25 protein-coding genes are annotated in these 17,854 nt (G+C 44.3%); 2 read left to right on the top strand and 23 right to left on the bottom strand.

The features are described 5' to 3' along the window. Positions 1-5 precede the first annotated feature (5 nt). Entirely contained in the window at positions 6-881 is an 876-nt protein-coding gene (locus FTU19_RS09310) for a DMT family transporter (RefSeq protein ID WP_104425693.1), read from the top strand. 48 nt (positions 882-929) lie between these two features. On the opposite strand, the gene FTU19_RS09305 is transcribed toward FTU19_RS09310, so the two are convergent. From FTU19_RS09305 to FTU19_RS09285, 5 genes are all read right to left on the bottom strand, one after another. Beyond that, complete coding sequence (locus FTU19_RS09305; protein WP_179992773.1) at positions 930-3,212, bottom strand: TRAP transporter large permease subunit; 2,283 nt, start codon at positions 3,210-3,212, stop codon at positions 930-932. A gap of 177 nt (positions 3,213-3,389) precedes the next feature. Continuing rightward, positions 3,390-3,962, bottom strand: a complete 573-nt coding sequence (rrtA, locus tag FTU19_RS09300) for a rhombosortase (protein WP_180011205.1) — start codon at positions 3,960-3,962, stop codon at positions 3,390-3,392. 72 nt (positions 3,963-4,034) lie between these two features. After that, positions 4,035-5,075 (bottom strand): hypothetical protein, encoded by a 1,041-nt coding sequence (locus FTU19_RS09295; protein ID WP_004786877.1) that lies wholly within the window; start codon positions 5,073-5,075, stop codon positions 4,035-4,037. Positions 5,076-5,620: 545 nt separating this feature from the next. After that, positions 5,621-6,007, bottom strand: a complete 387-nt coding sequence (locus FTU19_RS09290) for a hypothetical protein (RefSeq protein WP_159122623.1) — start codon at positions 6,005-6,007, stop codon at positions 5,621-5,623. Next, complete coding sequence (locus FTU19_RS09285; protein WP_034590267.1) at positions 6,000-6,257, bottom strand: succinate dehydrogenase assembly factor 2; 258 nt, start codon at positions 6,255-6,257, stop codon at positions 6,000-6,002. Before FTU19_RS09285 ends, FTU19_RS09290 begins: the two co-directional genes overlap by 8 nt. Before the next feature lie 182 nt (positions 6,258-6,439). Between FTU19_RS09285 and FTU19_RS09280 the strand changes: the two genes are divergently transcribed. Further along, positions 6,440-7,612: an acyl-CoA dehydrogenase family protein gene (locus FTU19_RS09280; protein ID WP_180130877.1), complete on the top strand. Its 1,173-nt coding sequence runs from the start codon at positions 6,440-6,442 to the stop codon at positions 7,610-7,612. Between the two features lie 53 nt (positions 7,613-7,665). Here the strand turns inward: FTU19_RS09280 and FTU19_RS09275 are convergent, their stop codons facing one another. The 18 genes from FTU19_RS09275 to rplN form a co-directional block, all read right to left on the bottom strand. Continuing rightward, a complete protein-coding gene (locus FTU19_RS09275) occupies positions 7,666-9,156 on the bottom strand; it encodes an NAD(P)/FAD-dependent oxidoreductase (protein ID WP_180130874.1) in 1,491 nt (496 codons plus the stop codon). Positions 9,157-9,363: 207 nt separating this feature from the next. Then, complete coding sequence (gene rplQ / locus FTU19_RS09270) at positions 9,364-9,729, bottom strand: 50S ribosomal protein L17 (protein WP_004786886.1); 366 nt, start codon at positions 9,727-9,729, stop codon at positions 9,364-9,366. An 18-nt stretch (positions 9,730-9,747) separates the two neighbouring features. After that, positions 9,748-10,755 (bottom strand): DNA-directed RNA polymerase subunit alpha, encoded by a 1,008-nt coding sequence (locus FTU19_RS09265; RefSeq protein ID WP_004786889.1) that lies wholly within the window; start codon positions 10,753-10,755, stop codon positions 9,748-9,750. A 16-nt stretch (positions 10,756-10,771) separates the two neighbouring features. Beyond that, positions 10,772-11,398: a 30S ribosomal protein S4 gene (gene rpsD / locus FTU19_RS09260; protein WP_004786890.1), complete on the bottom strand. Its 627-nt coding sequence runs from the start codon at positions 11,396-11,398 to the stop codon at positions 10,772-10,774. A gap of 12 nt (positions 11,399-11,410) precedes the next feature. Continuing rightward, positions 11,411-11,797, bottom strand: a complete 387-nt coding sequence (gene rpsK, locus FTU19_RS09255; protein WP_001040166.1) for a 30S ribosomal protein S11 — start codon at positions 11,795-11,797, stop codon at positions 11,411-11,413. A 19-nt stretch (positions 11,798-11,816) separates the two neighbouring features. Continuing rightward, on the bottom strand, positions 11,817-12,173 hold the full coding sequence (gene rpsM, locus FTU19_RS09250; RefSeq protein ID WP_004786893.1) for a 30S ribosomal protein S13: 357 nt from the start codon (positions 12,171-12,173) through the stop codon (positions 11,817-11,819). Positions 12,174-12,280: 107 nt separating this feature from the next. Next, entirely contained in the window at positions 12,281-12,397 is a 117-nt protein-coding gene (gene rpmJ / locus FTU19_RS09245; RefSeq protein ID WP_000867907.1) for a 50S ribosomal protein L36, read from the bottom strand. Between the two features lie 20 nt (positions 12,398-12,417). Continuing rightward, positions 12,418-13,737, bottom strand: a complete 1,320-nt coding sequence (secY, locus tag FTU19_RS09240) for a preprotein translocase subunit SecY (RefSeq protein WP_171505548.1) — start codon at positions 13,735-13,737, stop codon at positions 12,418-12,420. A gap of 45 nt (positions 13,738-13,782) precedes the next feature. Then, the gene (gene rplO, locus FTU19_RS09235) at positions 13,783-14,223 is read right to left on the bottom strand and encodes a 50S ribosomal protein L15 (RefSeq protein WP_004786897.1); all 441 of its coding nucleotides are present in this window, start codon (positions 14,221-14,223) and stop codon (positions 13,783-13,785) included. Positions 14,224-14,226: 3 nt separating this feature from the next. Continuing rightward, a complete protein-coding gene (rpmD, locus tag FTU19_RS09230; protein ID WP_004786899.1) occupies positions 14,227-14,403 on the bottom strand; it encodes a 50S ribosomal protein L30 in 177 nt (58 codons plus the stop codon). Positions 14,404-14,409: 6 nt separating this feature from the next. Beyond that, positions 14,410-14,907, bottom strand: a complete 498-nt coding sequence (gene rpsE, locus FTU19_RS09225) for a 30S ribosomal protein S5 (protein ID WP_004786901.1) — start codon at positions 14,905-14,907, stop codon at positions 14,410-14,412. A 2-nt stretch (positions 14,908-14,909) separates the two neighbouring features. Continuing rightward, entirely contained in the window at positions 14,910-15,260 is a 351-nt protein-coding gene (gene rplR, locus FTU19_RS09220) for a 50S ribosomal protein L18 (RefSeq protein WP_004281497.1), read from the bottom strand. A 14-nt stretch (positions 15,261-15,274) separates the two neighbouring features. Then, positions 15,275-15,808: a 50S ribosomal protein L6 gene (gene rplF, locus FTU19_RS09215; protein WP_004786903.1), complete on the bottom strand. Its 534-nt coding sequence runs from the start codon at positions 15,806-15,808 to the stop codon at positions 15,275-15,277. 13 nt (positions 15,809-15,821) lie between these two features. Then, the gene (rpsH, locus tag FTU19_RS09210; RefSeq protein WP_004786905.1) at positions 15,822-16,217 is read right to left on the bottom strand and encodes a 30S ribosomal protein S8; all 396 of its coding nucleotides are present in this window, start codon (positions 16,215-16,217) and stop codon (positions 15,822-15,824) included. A 12-nt stretch (positions 16,218-16,229) separates the two neighbouring features. Further along, on the bottom strand, positions 16,230-16,535 hold the full coding sequence (gene rpsN, locus FTU19_RS09205) for a 30S ribosomal protein S14 (protein ID WP_004786907.1): 306 nt from the start codon (positions 16,533-16,535) through the stop codon (positions 16,230-16,232). 9 nt (positions 16,536-16,544) lie between these two features. Further along, the gene (gene rplE, locus FTU19_RS09200; protein ID WP_004786908.1) at positions 16,545-17,081 is read right to left on the bottom strand and encodes a 50S ribosomal protein L5; all 537 of its coding nucleotides are present in this window, start codon (positions 17,079-17,081) and stop codon (positions 16,545-16,547) included. Between the two features lie 16 nt (positions 17,082-17,097). Beyond that, a complete protein-coding gene (gene rplX / locus FTU19_RS09195) occupies positions 17,098-17,415 on the bottom strand; it encodes a 50S ribosomal protein L24 (RefSeq protein ID WP_004786911.1) in 318 nt (105 codons plus the stop codon). A 9-nt stretch (positions 17,416-17,424) separates the two neighbouring features. Further along, complete coding sequence (rplN, locus tag FTU19_RS09190) at positions 17,425-17,793, bottom strand: 50S ribosomal protein L14 (protein WP_001982634.1); 369 nt, start codon at positions 17,791-17,793, stop codon at positions 17,425-17,427. Positions 17,794-17,854: the final 61 nt, after the last annotated feature.

The raw sequence follows: 17,854 nt of genomic DNA, 5'->3' as shown, positions 1-17,854 counted from the left end.
CCCTCATGAGTGTAGCCTCCCCCTCGCATCTGGTTAAGGCAATTGTCTTTCTGACCTGTTCCGCTTTTTTGTTTTCAGTCATGGGCGTCTGTATCCGCTTCGCCTCACACACCGTTGACAATGCCACTGTGGTATTTTTCCGGAATTTTGTCGGCCTGTTTATTTTTCTTCCTTTAATCTTCAATAAAGGCATTAACTTTTTTAAAACTGAAAAACTCTGGATGCACACCTGGCGTTCTGTCGCAGGTCTGACGGCGATGTATGGATTTTTCTATGCCATTGCACATTTAAAGCTCTCCAATGCCATGGTCTTTACCTATTCCTCACCAATTTTTATTCCGCTGATTGCTTGGCTGTTTCTAAAAGAAAAAGTCACTCAAAGCATGTTACTGGCTGCTGCGATCGGTTTTATTGGCGTGTTGTGCGTAGCTAAGCCTGATTCCGGTTTATTTAACCTAATGTCTGTGATTGGCTTGAGTGCCAGCTTCTTGGCTGCTATGGCTTTTGTCACGGTTCGCGCATTGACCCAAACTGAACCACCAGAACGAATTGTGTTTTATTTCTGTCTGATCGGCACCCTGATTTCCATGATTCCAATGTTCTGGCATTGGCGTCCTTATACCCTGACTGAACTCGGTTATTTAATTGCAGCCGGTTTATTGGCAAATACCAGCCAGTTATTTCTATCCAATGCTTATAAACTGGCACCTGCTGGTCAGATTGGACCAGTGAACTATATTGCGATTTTCTTCGCTGGCTTATGGGGCTATTTATTCTGGCAGGAAGTTCCGGATCTCTATAGCCTGCTCGGATTAGGGCTGATTTTTTGTGGGATTTTACTTTGCAGTCCTGTTTTACAAAATAAGCTTAGGCTGCGTTAAGGCCACAATAAAAAAAGCACCCGAAGGTGCTTTTTTTATTTGCTTAAATTACTGATACCAGCCGAAGAGTTTAAATACATAAGGTACATAGGCAATGATCAGCATCGCTGGCAGTAACACGATCATCGGTAAAATCCAGCGCTCATAACGGTAATAAAAGGACTTATGTCGAACTTCTGCATCCGCCTCGGCCACCTCAGCATCACCAATGGATTGCCTTGCTAACAGATGGTTCAGGGCAACTGGCGGTGTCACATAACCCAGCTCAAAACCAATCAAGGTAATCATCCAGAAATGCACAGGATGAATTCCATACTGATAGGCGACTGGTGCAACGGTTGCTGAAATCAGGATCACCGCACCGAATGGGTCCATGATCATGCCAACGAACACCATCAGGCCAACAATCATGGAAATCACCAGAATGGTACTGCTAATATCTGTCGGGAACGCTTCCATAATTTCCATACGTTCCAGCAGGCCGCCCACACTGACAGACAGTGCCATCAGGATCACCAGCGCACCAATGTGTCCAACCGTTTCACTGGTCGAAATGTGTAATGATTTCCAGAAGCCAACTTGACGCAGGCTTTCACCAACAGCCGAACGTTTTACACCATGGTCTACAGCCAGCTCACTGCCCTGCTGCTCAATATGGTCTGCTTCACGATATTCAGCATTAATGGCTGTACCCGCGGTCGCCATTGCAGGCGTATTTGCTGAACCTAAGGTGGTGGTTAAGGTTTCATCCCAATGTCCCACTGGCGGTAATGGTGCAGGCTCGTGACGCAACTTATCAAATAGCACGATCATCAATAGAATGACTGGCATCATGACAGGCGCAGTAAATTCATTCAGATCTGTAGACAAGGCATATTTGTAGAACAGCCAGATCAGGATGAAAATCACGATATAAGGAATCACATTTACAAAGGCACGTGCAGACTGTGGTGCAGCCAGACCAGGTGCAGCAATACGGAACTTGCTTTCAGCAAAGAATAGCGAAATGATCAGGAACAATGTTGAACTGAGCAAGAAGACGTAGACACCGTAGTGATACAGCATATCTGTCGTCACTTCCTTGTTCAGTGAAGCCACCACAACAATTAATAGACATGGACGTAATACCACACCGAGTGAACCCGACATGGCGGTTGCTGCCAAGGCAAACTGACGGCGACCACCGGCATTCCACACTTCCTTATAAATGATCGCACCTGCAGCAATCACGAAAATCCCGGATGCACCGGTATAAGCGGTTGGTAATGCAGCTGCCAGCAGGATTAACCAGGTCAAGGTTTCTGGCGCCAGATTCCATGGACGCAGGATATTGAGGAACATGTCTACGACACGGGTTTGTTTCAGCAACATACCGGCCCAGATAAATAAGGCCAGATTTAGGAAGATGCTCGAAAACTCAACCAGTTGCCCCAGATAGATGCCCTGACCCATCGGGTAATCCATCAAGAAGACAAAGTTAAACCCGGTACTGATGGCCATATAGGCATACAGTGGCACGCTTAAGAAAGCCAGCCCGAAACTGCCCCCTTCTCGGGTCGCCTGAGGTGGCTTAATGACTTGATACAAACTGATCAGGGTCAATGTCCCAAAGAGAATCATCCATAGCCAGTAGACATACTTCATGTCTCCCATTGGCACCCCGGAATTCAGCACCGACATATATTGGCTATAGGAAGAATAGACCAGGAAACTGTTCGCGATCAGCATCGCCACAGAATAGACTTTAAAGTCGATACGAGTGGCTGGACTACGTAGACCAATATGATGGGTTTTCAATGTCGCGCTGATTGCAGCAAATACCACCATAATGATGAGCAGCAAGGCACGGTTTTCAGTCCCGAACTTGAAAATGCCAAAGAATGAAGTTTCAAAACTGCGATAGGCACGAATACTTGGATGCGCTTCAATATGCGTTATCGCCTTGTCATAGAACTGGTAAGACTCTTCACAAACCTGTTGTGCCTGCATCACTGCAGCACGCACATCCGCTTCAGAACGTACACCGAAGAAATCGGCATATTCATCGGCGGCATCTGCTTTCATCTGCTCCTGAACTTTTTGATCGACATTAATATTACGATCACATTGTGGTGCTTTCGGTTCAGCACGCAAAAACGAATATTGCATGCCTGTCGCCGGATCACCATACAGACGCTCGCCCATACGCAGTAACTGACCATGAATCATTTCCCCGGTTCCAATCACTAAGGTCAGTAAGAGCAAGATGAGCACGACAAAGGTCGAGATCCACTCTGTCCAGATATAACGTAACAGACCTAATCCTGATCTGTTTTGATTATCGTTGTGCATGTATTTTCCTATTCTTGTTTTCGCGCCTTACATTCTTTTAAGCGCTGGTCTTCCTGTCTGCCCCGAAAATTCCTTTACAAGGGTCAGTATCATTATTTTCTGTTTTGACTCTGCATGAAAATCAGCAGAATAAAAATGACAATTTATCTTTTCTTTTTGTCTTTTCTGCCAACAGTTTCAGCTATCCTGGACATAATTGCCCAAGATATAGAGCAATGCGACTACCACTCCCCAGATCACCCCTAATAAATGCGCTTCGACCAGTACCGGACTGCCGATAAGTTGTGCAGTTTCCTGATTTCCAATGGTATTTTCCCAAATCAGTTTGGCAAAGATTAAAAATAATACCATTACGGCAAACCCACGTTCACGCTGATAAAGTAGATGCACGCAGGCGACTGCGACATAGGCCCCATGTAATACCCCGGATAGTCCTGCATATGCTTCAATATTTGGCAGGAAAAAATAAAAACTCAGGCTGATCAACGGCGGCAGAATCAAAAGAATCGAGACGAAATGCCACACAGATGCACGGGGAAAAATGAAAGGTAAACAGATAAAGGCAAGGATATTCAGAAAATAATGGGCCCAGCCGACATGCACCCAGTGCGCAGTCCAGAGCCGCCAGAATTCTCCGAGCAGGCTTTCCTGCCAGTAGATGAAAGCATCGTTAAAGATTTGCAAACTCGCTGAAAGAGAGACAAAAGCCGCCAGAAAAATAATTTTTCGTCGAAGATGTTGATCTTGCATCGGCTCCTTGAACTCCTTTCAGCATATTGAAAATGACCTCTATGAGCATCATTCACTTAATTTTTCATTAAATTATAGGTCAGCGCTAAACAGATCATCCAGTTCTGAAGAATTATCTGTTTCATCCCAGAAGGTCTGCATGCCATCATCTGCACTACGAATACCGGTATTTTCAGTCCAGTAACGGTCAGAAATACCATTCACCATAATGGCAGCCATACTGTCGATCAGCTTGAACTGAGGATTGACTGGCTTTTCATCACTACGTGCCTGATCAAAGGTTCTTAACGCATCACGAATTTTGGCATCATCCCCACTGGCCTGTGCCGCTACAGCATATAAGGCATGTGATAAACGTACACCTTTTTGCTCACCGATTTGTACTGACTGTTTCAGAGTTTGGTAAGGATCAGGTTTTCCATCACCTGCCCCTGGCAATAAAGTCCAGATCACAGCACGGGTTGCATTTGGCGCGCCCCAGAATTTGGTATTATCCAGACAGGTCATGCCACGCTCAACCACAGCCGCAATATCTTTAGGTACTTGTACAGCCCCACCCGAGTTAATGTCATTGGTCATGGCTTGCAAGCCACTCAGCATGCCCAGCAGATAAACTGTCTGTTCAATATCACTGTTCATGCGTGGACAGCCTTCACCCAGCGCTTTTTTATATTTTTTCTCATAACGGGTCTGGAATAACTGATAACCCGTGTACTGACGTTGTGCAGCCAGTGCAGCCCACCGTTTCTGCTCAATCCGCGCATCCTGAGCTTCAGTCACCTGATTGACTTTAGAAGCACGCAGATACCGTAGCTCTGCATCCAGCGCTTTCTGCTCGGCACAAATCCCCGCTGCGGAGTACATCAGTACCGCAACACGAGTCGGATCAGCCCCCATTTCCTTGGTCGACATGATGGCTGGTGTTAAAGAATTCCCGGAATTACACACCATCTCGGCATCATCCATCGCCAGGATTGGTGGAACAATATGCTTTTCAGTGAAGCCCAGCGCCACATTGGCACCGGTTTTAATGACCTGAGAACATCCTGTTAGAACTGTTGTTGTTATTGCAATGGTCGCCATACCTTGGCATATTTTTCGGACGCTCGACATTTTCCTGTCCTCTATAATTGTGATTATGTCCATTATTCTGCTAAACATATCAGAAGCATATAACGAATAAAAGAGTATTTACTCTAATTTAGACCAGACACTTTGCCATTAAATTGCCCAGCTGCAATTGACTGCAGTAGATAAAATCCCAAATTTTGGGCAAAAAAAAGTAGCATTGCGACGGTTCAGCACATGCTACTTATCAACTTGGCAAGCTGAGAAGAAAATAGGTTCTCGAGCTTAATTCTGTTATTTAGGTGAAAATCTGTCCTTCAGCACCGTTCCCAGCCGTCCTATGACTAGGGCCATCACAATCGCAACGATCAAAAACATCCACATTGGAAATTCCATCATGATCTCCTGTGTTCGCTGTTGGTGACTTAAATGTACCTGCTTATAAAAAAAGCAGCTGAAAAATTGTCAGACAATTCATTGTTTTTACAGAGAAATGTGATTTTTTGTCTGACAATTCAAGCGGGGTTAGCGGATAAATCTTTATTTTTAATCAATTTATTTAAAATTTCGGAATATCATTTGTCGGACAATTAAAGTATTTTTGTCAAAACTTTCAAAGACTTCCATTGTTTAAAAGGCAACTGGTCACACCAGATGAGCAACGGACGTGCTTTTGCATGCTGGAAATACACCACGATATAAGCTTGGTGATCAATCACGTGACTGATCAACACTCGCCGTGTGCCTTGCGCAGCTGCTGTCAGTGACCATTCACGTCCATCCAGATATTCAAACTGCTCAATGTGCGGTGTCTTACGATAAAACAACTGGTAGATGACCACTCCGATGACGCCACAAACCAGCCAAATTATCACAGGCAATAACTGATACAGCAGGAACATTAATACAGCGAAAATAAAAAGCTGAAACACCAGCGCACACTTGCTGCGTTTCAGCTTGAAACAACGATTATCCATGAACGTAAAATTTAAGCTTCTTGATAAAATCTTTTAATTCAGGGCGTGGGGGTTCAGACACTTCCATAAACCAGTCCAGCAGGTCTGGATCTTCCTGTGCAACCAGCTCAGCAAACATCTGTTTTTCGAAGGGATCAGCAGTGAGATAATAGTTTTTCACGTAGGGATCAAAATATACATCGATCTCTTTCAAGCCACGACGCGCGCGATAAATCACTTTGCGCTCTTCTAAGGTGATGTCATCAGTCATCGAATTTTCCCAACTCGTTACAAACCTGAGTAGTTTACCTTAAGCCATTGCTGAATTTCGAGGTATTTCATACAAATGACCAAAAGCATCAGTAGATTCCCCAGATTTGAACATTCAGCTCATTGTTCCCTCGTCTGCTCTATCTTAAGTTAAATAAAACATCACAATAAGGAAATTATAAGATGCATTCGAGCGCGATCCGTCCATTGGCCAGCATGCTGCCACGTCAGCTTTTCAATGATCAACATGAAGCCTTTCGGGAGACGGTCCGTAAATTCTATGAAAAGGAAGTGATTCCTCATACAGAAAAATATGAACAGCAACAGCATGTCGATCGTGAGCTCTGGAATAAAGCCGGTGAACTTGGCCTTCTCTGTGCCACGATGCCTGAAGCTTATGGCGGTTCAGGGGTGGATCGTTTATACAGTATGATCCTGATCGAGGAACAGGCCTATGCAGGCGACTCTGCGACAGGATTTTCACTGCACTCCGATATCGTGGCCAATTATATTCTGAACTTTGGCAATGAAACACAAAAGCAGCAATGGCTCCCGAAAATGGCTACAGGTGAAGTGGTCACGGCAATTGCGATGACCGAACCTGGAACTGGCTCCGACCTGCAGGCAGTACGCACTAGTGCTGTATTAGAGGGTGATGAGTATGTGATTAATGGTTCCAAGATATTCATTACCAATGGCTATCTTTGTGATACGGCAATTGCGGTATGTAAGACGGGTCATAGTGAGAAAGGCTCTGCCAATCTTTCTTTGATTATGGTCGAAGCAGATCGTGCAGGATTTAGTAAAGGTAAACCCTTAAATAAAATCGGCATGAAAGGTCAGGATACCTGTGAACTGTTCTTTGACAATGTCCGTGTGCCTAAAGAAAACCTGCTAGGTCAGGAAGGCATGGGTTTTATGATGCTGATGAAAGAACTGGCTTGGGAGCGGTTAATTGTGGCCATCATATGTCAGGCAGGGGCAGAAGCGGCATTCGCACATACGGTAAAATACACCAAAGAACGTCAAGCCTTTGGCAAACCGATCAGCGCTTTTCAAAATACCCGTTTTAAACTGGCAGAACTGCGTACCGAAATTGAAATCTGCCGAGCTTATCTGGACCGTTGTATGCAACTACAGCTTATTCAAAAATTGGGAGTTGATGCCGCCGCAGCTGCTAAATACAAAATTTCTGAACTGTATAGCAAAGTGGTTGACGAATGCCTACAACTACATGGCGGTTATGGCTATATGCTGGAATATCCGATTGCACGAGCGTACCTGGATAATCGCGCGAACCGCATTTATGCAGGAACCAATGAAATCATGAAGGAACTGATTTCCAGATCACTCTAATTTGAAATATGAAAAAGGAGTACATCAGGTACTCCTTTTATCTATGTCTATACTTAAGACACCAATCTTGGCTTGGCTGGCACAGCACTGGATTTCGATTTGAATTTCAATACTCCATCTTCAAAAGATGCCGTTTTAAGCTCTTTACGGTCTGCCAAGTAGTTATTAGATACTTTCCAAGGTGCATGCTTACCCTGTTTCGGCATCACATCTGCGGCACGGGCAATATAGCCTGAAGTTAAACTACCCATCACCGTATCTTCAAGTAATTCCGTAGCATCCCCTTCTGGAATCACTTCATCATAACCATGCTGATCCATATAATTGAGCAGACGGCAGATATATTCTGCGGCAATATCCACTTTCAAGGTCCAGGAAGCATTGATATAACCAATAATCAGCGCCATATTTGGCACATCACTGAGCATGACCCCTTGATACAGCATATGCTTCGACGTATCCAAAGGCTTGCCGTCCATCGTGGCCTGAATACCACCCAGAATCTGAATATTTAAACCAGTAGCAGACACAATAATATCCGCATCCAGATATTTACCTGATTTCAGCTGAATCCCAGTTTCAGTAAATTTCTCGATATGATCTGTTTCTACAGATGCATGACCTTCACGCAGGATTTTGAATAAATCCCCATCTGGCACTACACATAGGCGCTGATCCCAAGGTTCATAATTCGGGGTAAAGTGTTTCATATCCACTTTCCCTTTCAACTGAAACTGTACAGATTTCAATAATAAGGTTTTCAGTAGTTTTGGCTGTTTTTGTGCGAGTGCATAGATACCACGCTGCATGCCAATATTACGCGCACGGGTCAGCTTATAAGCCACATCTTCTGGCAATAATTTACGCATTTTTGAGTAAATCATGTCGATCGAAGGAACTGAGGCGATATAGGTGGGAGAGCGTTGTAACATGGTCACATGCCCTGCACCGCCTTTCACCATGGCTGGAACTAGGGTAATCGCTGTCGCACCACTGCCAATAATCACTACTTTTTTTCCGCTATAGTCCAGATTTTCAGGCCAATGCTGCGGGTGAATGAATGTACCTTTGAATGCATCCTGATTCGGGAATTCCGGCTGGAAGCCTTGATCATAATTGTAGTAACCCGTACAGCCAAGAACAAAGTTAGCGATCCAGGTCTGCTTTTTGCCCTGAGCGTTTTCAGCTACGACTGACCATTTACGTGTCGCTGAATCATAATTGGCACTAACGACGCGATGTTGAAAATGAATTTTTGAGCTCAAGTTAAATTCCTGAACCACTTCTGCAAGATAATTTTTAATTGCCGAGCCAGAAGCCAATACACTTTCTTTTTTCCAAGGCTTAAAGTTGAAGCCAAAAGTCGACATGTCCGAATCTGAACGGATACCAGGATATTTAAACAGGTCCCACGTACCGCCAAAGCTTTCGCGACGTTCAATAATTTCGAATGAGCGTTGAGGACTATGTTTAGAAAGATGGGCCGCCAGACCAATTCCCGAGATCCCCGCGCCTACAATTAAAATATCAACTTGCTTTTCCATATTCTTCTTTTACCTGAGCATTGTCATATATTTTATTAAATCACAAAATTGACAATACACAATGTCAAGTTTGAATAAAAGTGATTATTTTCTTATCTTTTCAGGACAAATTTCTAAACTGCCTGATAATGGGTAAATGCAAGACAATAAAAAAGGCCGGTTTATTCAACCGACCTTTTCGAACAACGTTTGCTGCTCTACACGAAATTAGTTAACTTCGCGATCTACTAGCTCAACGTAAGCCATCGGTGCAGCATCACCTGCACGGAAGCCCGCTTTAAGAACACGTAGATAACCGCCGTTACGCTCTTTGTAACGAGGGCCAAGAACGGTAAATAATTTACCAACAGTTGCAGCTGAACGAGTACGAGCAAACGCCAAACGACGGTTTGCTACTGTATCGACTTTAGCTAAAGTGATTAAAGGCTCAGCAACACGACGTAATTCTTTTGCTTTAGGCACAGTTGTTTTGATCAACTCGTGCTCGAACAAAGAGTTAGCCATGTTTTGGAACATCGCTTTACGATGACTGCTTGTACGGCCTAATTTCACACCACTATTACGATGACGCATGGTGATAGTCCTACTTAATTAACGGCTACGATAGGCGAAACGATCGTCCATACGGAGACTAGCTGGTGGCCAGTTCTCTAAACGCATGCCGAGTTGTAAGCCTTTGGAAGCCAGAACATCTTTGATCTCAGTAAGCGATTTTTTACCAAGGTTAGGAGTTTTAAGTAACTCAACCTCAGTACGCTGTACAAGATCACCAATGTAGTAAATGTTTTCTGCTTTCAAACAGTTAGCAGAACGAACAGTTAGCTCTAGATCATCTACTGGACGAAGCAAAATTGGATCAACTTCTTCACGAGGTTCTTGAGCCACAGGAGCTTGATCTTTCTGAAGATCAACAAAGATTGCAATTTGTTGTTGCAAGATTGTTGCCGCTTTGCGGATTGCTTCTTCTGGATCAACTGTACCGTTGGTTTCAAGATCAATGACCAGTTTATCAAGGTCAGTACGTTGTTCTACACGAGCGTTTTCCACTGTGTAAGACACACGTTTGATCGGGCTGTAAGATGCATCTAACTGTAAGCGACCCACTGGGCGAGTCTCGCCTTCTGGGAAACGTGAGTCAGAAGTCTCGTAGCCACGGCCTTGAGCCACTTTCAGGCGCATCTTAAGATTGCCTGATGCACTTAATGTGCCGATCAAGTGTTCAGGGTTAACCACTTCAACATTATGAGGTAAACGAAGGTCAGCCGCAGTTACGTCGCCTGGACCTTGTTTCTCTAATGTTAAATAAGCTTCATTTTGATCGAACAGCTTAATAGACAATCCTTTTAGGTTCAGCAAGAGCTCGACGATGTCCTGCTGCAAGCCTTCCAAAGTACTGTACTCGTGCTCAACACCTTCAATCTCAACTTCTACCACAGCAGCGCCAGGTAAAGAAGAAAGAAGGATGCGACGTAAAGCATTGCCCAGAGTATGACCAAAGCCACGCTCTAAGGGTTCTAGAATAACTTTTGCCGAGGTCCCGCTTGCCGCTTCGACCTTGATCGCTTGCGGAGTTAGAAACTCATTTGCAGTACGCGTCATATTGCTACCTCAAGGATTATTTAGAATACAATTCTACAATCAAGCTTTCGTTGATTTCAGCAGGTAAATCAGAACGATCCGGTGCAGCTTTGAACGTACCTTCTAGTTTAGAATGATCTACTTCCATCCAAGAAGGAATGCCACGTTGAGCAGCTAATTCAATTGCGTTTTTGATACGTAATTGTTGTTTAGCGCCTTCGTGAACTGCAATCACGTCACCAGCTTTAACTTGGATAGACGCGATGTTAACGCGGCGGCCATTTAAAGTGATTGAACGGTGAGATACTAACTGACGAGCTTCTGCACGTGTAGAACCAAAACCCATGCGATAAACAACGTTATCAAGACGGCTTTCGAGCAATTTCAACAGGTTTTCACCAGTTGCGCCTTTAACACGAGCAGCTTCTTTGTAGTAGTTACTAAATTGACGCTCTAAAACACCGTACATACGACGTACTTTTTGTTTTTCACGTAATTGTAGTGAGTACTCAGATTGTTTACCGCCACGAGCTCCACCATGTTGACCAGGAGCTTTAGCGTGTTTTTTAGTTTTGACGTCAAATGGTTTAACGCCAGATTTTAATTGCAGGTCTGTCCCTTCGCGGCGAGAGAGTTTGCATTTTGGACCAATATAACGAGCCATGAATGTTTCTCCTTACACGCGACGTTTTTTAGGTGGACGGCAACCGTTGTGAGGGATTGGAGTCACATCGGTAATGCTGTTAATTTTATAACCCACTGCACCTAATGCACGAACCGCAGACTCACGACCTGGACCAGGACCTTTCACAAGGACGTCCAAGTTTTTCAAACCGTAATCTAAAGCAGCTTTACCAGCAACTTCAGCAGCTACCTGAGCAGCAAACGGAGTTGATTTACGTGATCCACGGAAGCCTTGTCCACCTGAAGTGGCCCAAGCCAGTGCATTACCTTGACGATCGGTAATAGTCACAATGGTGTTATTAAAAGAAGCGTGAATGTGTGCAACACCTTCAGAGACGGTACGAGTGACCTTCTTGCGTGTGCGAGTATCTTTAGCCATCTTTTAGCTTCCAGAAATCTTATTTCTTAATTGGTTTGCGCGGACCTTTACGGGTACGTGCGTTAGTTTTGGTGCGTTGACCACGGACAGGCAAGCTGCGACGATGACGAAGACCGCGGTAGCAGCCTAAATCCATTAAACGTTTAATGTTCATGGAAATTTCGCGACGTAAATCACCTTCGGTCGGAACCTTGGCAATTTCTGCACGAATCGCATCAAGCTGAGCGTCATCTAATTCACGGATCTTAGTAGTAGTTGGGATACCCGCAGCAGCTAAGATTGACTTAGCAGTGTGGCGACCAATACCAAAGATGTACGTTAGAGAGATAACAGCATGCTTGTTATCCGGAATGTTTACACCGGCAATACGAGCCATTCAATTTTCTCCAAAAAGGCAGTAGAGATAATCAACCGCCCCACAAAAATCTTGAGGGGCGGATAATAACCCAATTCGCCTACTGAAATCAACAGGTCTTGATCAGATTAACCTTGACGCTGCTTATGACGAGGTTCTGCGCTACAAATTACGCGGATAACCCCATTACGACGGATAACTTTACAGCTACCACAAATTTTCTTTACAGAAGCTTGTACTTTCATGATGAAACCTCTAAGTGCGCTTATCCCTTAGGATGAGCAGTCGTTTTTCTCATTAACGTTTGATTGTCATACTGGTGCGAGGTGAGATGTGCTTGAAGCTGAGCCATAAAGTCCATCACCACCACTACCACGATCAGCAACGATGTTCCGCCCAAGCTAAATGGAATACCAAAAGAGCTTTGCAGAATCATCGGCATTAAACAGATGACAGTGATGTATATCGCGCCAATAAAGGTCAAACGATTGAGAATATGATCTAAGTAACGAGCAGTTTGCTCACCTGGACGAATACCAGGCACGTAAGCTCCGCTGCGTTTCAAGTTCTCTGACACTTCTTTAGGACTAAATACCAGTGCTGTATAGAAGTAACAGAAAAAGATAATTAACGCACCAAAGAGCACCAAATACAACGGCTGACCAGGCGATAACACCAATGCCAAGTCTTGTAGACTACGCTTGATAATTCCTGCACTTGGATCCGAACTACCAACCCATTGACCTAAGCTCGCTGGGAACAAAAGTAAAGAGCTGGCAAAAATTGCCGGAATTACACCCGCCATATTAATTTTTAATGGCAAATGTGTTTGCTGTGCAGTAAATACACGACGTCCCTGCTGCTTTTGAGCATAGTTCACCGGAATACGACGTTGCGCCTTCTCGATAAACACAATCGCTGCTAGTACAGCAATCGATAACAGACCAAAAATTGCTAGTCCAATTAGACTAGACTGGCCATTATCCACTGAAGTTAGAGACTGCATAACTAAAGTCGGCAATCCTGCAACGATACCTGCGAAGATGATCATGGAAATACCATTACCTACCCCACGCTCGGTAATTTGTTCACCCAGCCACATCAAGAACATGGTCCCCGCAACCAAAGAGGTTACTGCAGGAACATAAAAAGCCAGACCAGAGGTCAGGGTAATTCCCTGGCTGATCAGGCCAGCACACATACCAATTGCTTGCACAAGTGCAAGGAACAGCGTGCCTTGTCGTGTGTATTGGTTAATCTTACGTTTGCCCTGCTCGCCTTCTTTTTTCAAAGCTTCGAGCGATGGAACCACTGTAGACATTAACTGCACAATAATCGATGCAGAGATGTATGGCATGATCCCTAAAGCAAGAATCGACATTCGCTCTAATGCACCACCCGAAAACATGTTAAACAAACCAAGGATGGTACCTTGGTTTGCATTAAACAGATTTTCTAGCGCGGCATTATTAATCCCTGGTACTGGAATATGCGCTCCTAGTCGAAACACCAACAACGCACCAATGAGAAACATCATTCGACGAATAATTTCACGGTATTTCACATGAAATGGTTGGCCTTTCATCATGTTGACATGACCTGAAGAACTAGGAGTCATAGACACTGGGGATTACTCCTCGACTTTACCGCCAGCAGCTTCAACAGCAGCTTTAGCGCCTTTAGTCAATGCAACACCTTGTACAGTGAATGCACGAGTAATTTCACCAGAAAGTACGATACGAGCACGAGTCATGTCTTTACGTACAACGTTCGCAGCTTTTAAAGTTTCAAGAGACACGATGTCGCCTTCAACTTTAGCAAGCTCAGATAAACGTACTTCAGCAGTTTTCAAAGCCAATTGGCTAGTGAAACCGAATTTAGGCAAACGACGATAAAGTGCAGTTTGACCACCTTCGAAACCTGGACGAGTACCACCGCTCTTACGTGAGTTTTGACCTTTGATACCACGACCACCAGTCTTACCAACGCCAGAACCGATACCACGACCTAGACGAAGGTTGTCACGCTTAGCACCTTCTGCAGGTGCAATTGTATTTAAACGCAGAGTCATGGCTTATTCCTCTACACTAACCATATAGTAGACTTGGTTGATCATACCACGGTTAGAAGGCGTATCTTGCACTTCTACAGTATGACCAATACGACGCAGACCTAAACCTTTCAGGCTCAGCTTGTGATTTTTCAAGCGGTGCGATGCAGATTTAGTCTGGGTAACTTTAATCGTTTTCATGATTGATTACCCTTGAATTTGTTCTACTGTTAAACCACGTTTCGCAGCAACTTTCTCAGGAGAAGTCATATCACGCAAACCGTTAAAAGTCGCGTTTACTACGTTAGCAGCGTTTGTAGAGCCATAACATTTAGTTAATACGTTACGTACGCCAACAGCTTCTAAAACTGCACGCATCGCGCCACCAGCAATTACACCAGTACCTTCAGAAGCAGGTTGCATGTAAACGCGGCTTGCACCGTGACGAGCATTGATAGGGTGCTGAACAGTACCATCAACAAGGTCAACAGTAATCATGTTACGACGAGCAGCTTCAAGTGCTTTAGAAATAGCAGCTGGAACTTCACGCGCTTTACCACGACCAAAACCTACGCGACCATTACCATCACCCACAACAGTTAATGCTGTGAAAGAGAAGATACGACCACCCTTAACAACTTTGGCTACACGATCAACGGCAACCAGCTTTTCAACAAGACCTTCGTTTTGTTCAACTTTAGCCATGATTAGAACTCCAAGCCGTTTTCACGGGCAGCATCAGCCAAGGCTTTGATACGACCATGATATTTGAAACCAGAACGGTCAAATGCAACTTTAGTAACACCAGCTGCTTTAGCGCGTTCTGCGATTAAAGCACCTACTTTTTGAGCTGCTTCAACGTTACCAGTAGTACCCGCACGTAAAGTAGCGTCTAGAGTAGAAGCTTGCGCTAATACTTTGCCACCATCTGCTGAGATAACTTGAGCATAGATGTGACGCGGAGTGCGGTTTACACACAAACGAGTCGCACCCAATGCACGGATGTGCAAGCGTGTGCTTTTCGCACGACGCAAACGGGATTGTTTCTTTTCGTTCATAAGAACCTCGCGCCTTATTTCTTCTTAGCTTCTTTACGAAGTACAACTTCGTCAGAATAACGAACACCTTTACCTTTATAAGGCTCTGGTGGACGGTAACCACGGATATCTGCAGCGACTTGACCTAGAACTGCTTTATCAGCAGATTTAAGTACGATTTCAGTTGCAGTTGGAGTTTCAGCAGTTACACCTTCAGGAAGCGTATAGTCGATCGGGTGAGAGAAACCAAGGTTAAGGTTAACAACGTTACCTTTAACCGCAGCTTTATAACCAACACCGATAAGTTGTAACTTACGTTCGAAACCTTCGCTTACACCTTTTACAAGGTTGTTAAGCACAGCGCGAGCAGTACCAGCTTGCATCCAAGCGTCTTTAGATTCAGCTTTAGGAGCAATAACTAGAGTACCGTCTTCCTGTTTTAGCTCGACCAGCGCATGCAGGTTGAAAGACAATGTACCTTTGCTGCCTTTCACTTCGACCTGCCGGCCGTTCTGAGTAACTGTTACACCGTTAGGTACAGTTACTGGGGCTTTAGCCACACGAGACATGAGGAATCACCTATTAAGAAACAAAAGCAATAACTTCACCACCAACGCCTGCAGCACGTGCAGCGCGATCAGTCATGATGCCTTTGCTTGTAGAAACAATTGCAATACCTAAACCTTGCTTAACGCTTGGAAGTGCATCTTTACCGCGATACTGACGTAGACCTGGACGGCTTACGCGTTTCACAGTTTCGATAACTGGCTTGCCTTCAAAATATTTTAAAGTCAAAGTAAGAGTTGCTTTGCCTTCAACTTCAGCAACTTCTACGTTTGAAATATAACCTTCTTGTTGAAGTACGTTAGCAATCGCAACTTTCAACTTAGAATTAGGCATAGAAACAGTTTGTTTCTTTGCCATTTGTGCGTTACGAACACGTGTTAGCATGTCGGCAACGGTATCTTGCATACTCATTTATAGTGCTCCTTACCAGCTTGCCTTAACAACGCCAGGTACATCACCTTGCATTACTTTATCGCGTACCATGTTACGGCTTAAGCCGAACTTACGGAAGTAACCATGAGGACGACCAGTTAAACCACAACGGTTACGTAGACGTACTGGAGATGCATTACGTGGTAATGCCTGTAATTTCATCATCGCATCGAAACGTTCTTCATCTGAAGCATTTACGTTTGCAATAATTGCTTTTAATTCAGCACGTTTTGCAGCGTATTTAGCAACAGTAGCTTCGCGTTTCAATTCGCGATTAATCATACTTTTCTTAGCCATTTCGACCTCTTATTTGAACGGGAAGCCGAATGCACGCATTAGCGCACGGCCTTCGTCATCGGTGCGAGCAGTCGTAGTGATGGTAATGTCCATACCACGAATACGGTCAATCTTGTCAAAATCGATCTCAGGGAACATGATCTGTTCTTTAAGACCCATTGAGTAGTTACCACGACCATCAAATGATTTCGCAGAGAAACCACGGAAGTCACGGATACGAGGAATCGCAATCGAGATCAGACGGTCTAAGAATTCGTACATACGTTCGCCGCGTAAAGTAACTTTACAACCAATCGGCCAACCATCACGGATTTTGAAACCAGCGATAGATTTACGAGCTAACGTAAGAACTGGTTTTTGACCAGCGATAGCTTGCATATCAGAAAGAGCACCATCAAGGAGTTTCTTGTCAGCAGAAGCTGCACCAACACCCATGTTGATAGTGATTTTAGTGATGCGAGGGATCTCCATCACATTCTTAATTCCCAATTGTTCTTTTAATTGAGCTTTAAGTTCGTCGTTGTAACGTGCTTTAAGTCTGGCCATTGCCTTTTTCAACCTATTACTTCGCTACCGCCACTGATTCACCATTAGATTTGAATACGCGAGTTTTCACGCCGTCAATCGTTTGGTAACCAACACGGTCAGCCTTTTGGGTTGTAGCATTAAAAATTGCCACGTTTGAAATGTGAAGCGAAGCTTCTTGAGTTACGATGCCGCCTTCAGCGCCAGTAACACGGTTCGGCTTTTGATGCTTCTTCACCAAGTTAAGGCCTTCAACCTTAACGCGGTCATTAGAAACAGACAGAACAGTACCCTGTTTGCCTTTTTCTTTACCTGCGATCACAATTACTTGATCGCCTTTTTTAATCTTAGCCATGATCGCCTCTTATAGAACTTCAGGAGCCAATGAAATAATTTTCATGAACTGTTCAGTACGAAGTTCACGAGTCACTGGTCCGAAAATACGAGTTGCAATCGGCGCTTTGTTGTTGTTCAAAATAACAGCAGCGTTATCGTCGAAACGAATCACTGAACCGTCTGGACGACGGATACCGAATTTTGTACGTACAACTACTGCATTCATCACGTCACCTTTTTTAACACGTGCGCGTGGAATTGCTTCTTTTACAGTAACTTTAATAATGTCGCCAACAGAAGCATAACGACGATGTGAACCACCAAGTACTTTAATACATTGTACGCGGCGAGCACCACTGTTGTCTGCTACGTCGAGCATAGTTTCGGTCTGAATCATTGCCCTACTCCAAAACCGAGCATCACCGGTCACAATTTCGAAAGGCTCAAAGAGTACTCGA

Origin of the sequence: Acinetobacter sp. YH12072, assembly GCF_013419565.1 — a bacterium.
Classification (GTDB): Bacteria; Pseudomonadota; Gammaproteobacteria; order Pseudomonadales; family Moraxellaceae; genus Acinetobacter.
Note: the sequence above shows the minus strand (reverse complement) of the source record. Positions and strands in the feature narration are given on the sequence as shown.

Coding starts and splice junctions, on each gene's coding strand:
- rplE (WP_004786908.1), bottom strand. CDS start 17,081: ATGGCCAGACTTAAAGCACGTTACAACGACGAACTTAAAGCTCAATTA.
- FTU19_RS09275 (WP_180130874.1), bottom strand. CDS start 9,156: ATGGAAAAGCAAGTTGATATTTTAATTGTAGGCGCGGGGATCTCGGGA.
- rplX (WP_004786911.1), bottom strand. CDS start 17,415: ATGGCTAAGATTAAAAAAGGCGATCAAGTAATTGTGATCGCAGGTAAA.
- rpmJ (WP_000867907.1), bottom strand. CDS start 12,397: ATGAAAGTACAAGCTTCTGTAAAGAAAATTTGTGGTAGCTGTAAAGTT.
- secY (WP_171505548.1), bottom strand. CDS start 13,737: ATGAAAGGCCAACCATTTCATGTGAAATACCGTGAAATTATTCGTCGA.
- rpsE (WP_004786901.1), bottom strand. CDS start 14,907: ATGGCTAAAGTTGAACAAAACGAAGGTCTTGTTGAAAAGCTGGTTGCC.
- FTU19_RS09290 (WP_159122623.1), bottom strand. CDS start 6,007: ATGGATAATCGTTGTTTCAAGCTGAAACGCAGCAAGTGTGCGCTGGTG.
- FTU19_RS09280 (WP_180130877.1), top strand. CDS start 6,440: ATGCATTCGAGCGCGATCCGTCCATTGGCCAGCATGCTGCCACGTCAG.
- rplN (WP_001982634.1), bottom strand. CDS start 17,793: ATGATTCAGACCGAAACTATGCTCGACGTAGCAGACAACAGTGGTGCT.
- FTU19_RS09285 (WP_034590267.1), bottom strand. CDS start 6,257: ATGACTGATGACATCACCTTAGAAGAGCGCAAAGTGATTTATCGCGCG.
- rpmD (WP_004786899.1), bottom strand. CDS start 14,403: ATGAAAACGATTAAAGTTACCCAGACTAAATCTGCATCGCACCGCTTG.
- rplF (WP_004786903.1), bottom strand. CDS start 15,808: ATGTCTCGTGTGGCTAAAGCCCCAGTAACTGTACCTAACGGTGTAACA.
- rpsH (WP_004786905.1), bottom strand. CDS start 16,217: ATGAGTATGCAAGATACCGTTGCCGACATGCTAACACGTGTTCGTAAC.
- rrtA (WP_180011205.1), bottom strand. CDS start 3,962: ATGCAAGATCAACATCTTCGACGAAAAATTATTTTTCTGGCGGCTTTT.
- rplR (WP_004281497.1), bottom strand. CDS start 15,260: ATGAACGAAAAGAAACAATCCCGTTTGCGTCGTGCGAAAAGCACACGC.
- rpsN (WP_004786907.1), bottom strand. CDS start 16,535: ATGGCTAAGAAAAGTATGATTAATCGCGAATTGAAACGCGAAGCTACT.
- FTU19_RS09265 (WP_004786889.1), bottom strand. CDS start 10,755: ATGACGCGTACTGCAAATGAGTTTCTAACTCCGCAAGCGATCAAGGTC.
- FTU19_RS09305 (WP_179992773.1), bottom strand. CDS start 3,212: ATGCACAACGATAATCAAAACAGATCAGGATTAGGTCTGTTACGTTAT.
- rpsM (WP_004786893.1), bottom strand. CDS start 12,173: ATGGCTCGTATTGCCGGTGTAAACATTCCGGATAACAAGCATGCTGTT.
- rpsK (WP_001040166.1), bottom strand. CDS start 11,797: ATGGCTAAAGATACTCGCACACGCAAGAAGGTCACTCGTACCGTCTCT.
- rpsD (WP_004786890.1), bottom strand. CDS start 11,398: ATGGCTCGTTATATTGGTCCAAAATGCAAACTCTCTCGCCGCGAAGGG.
- FTU19_RS09295 (WP_004786877.1), bottom strand. CDS start 5,075: ATGTCGAGCGTCCGAAAAATATGCCAAGGTATGGCGACCATTGCAATA.
- rplQ (WP_004786886.1), bottom strand. CDS start 9,729: ATGCGTCATCGTAATAGTGGTGTGAAATTAGGCCGTACAAGCAGTCAT.
- FTU19_RS09310 (WP_104425693.1), top strand. CDS start 6: ATGAGTGTAGCCTCCCCCTCGCATCTGGTTAAGGCAATTGTCTTTCTG.
- rplO (WP_004786897.1), bottom strand. CDS start 14,223: ATGACTCTGCGTTTAAATACAATTGCACCTGCAGAAGGTGCTAAGCGT.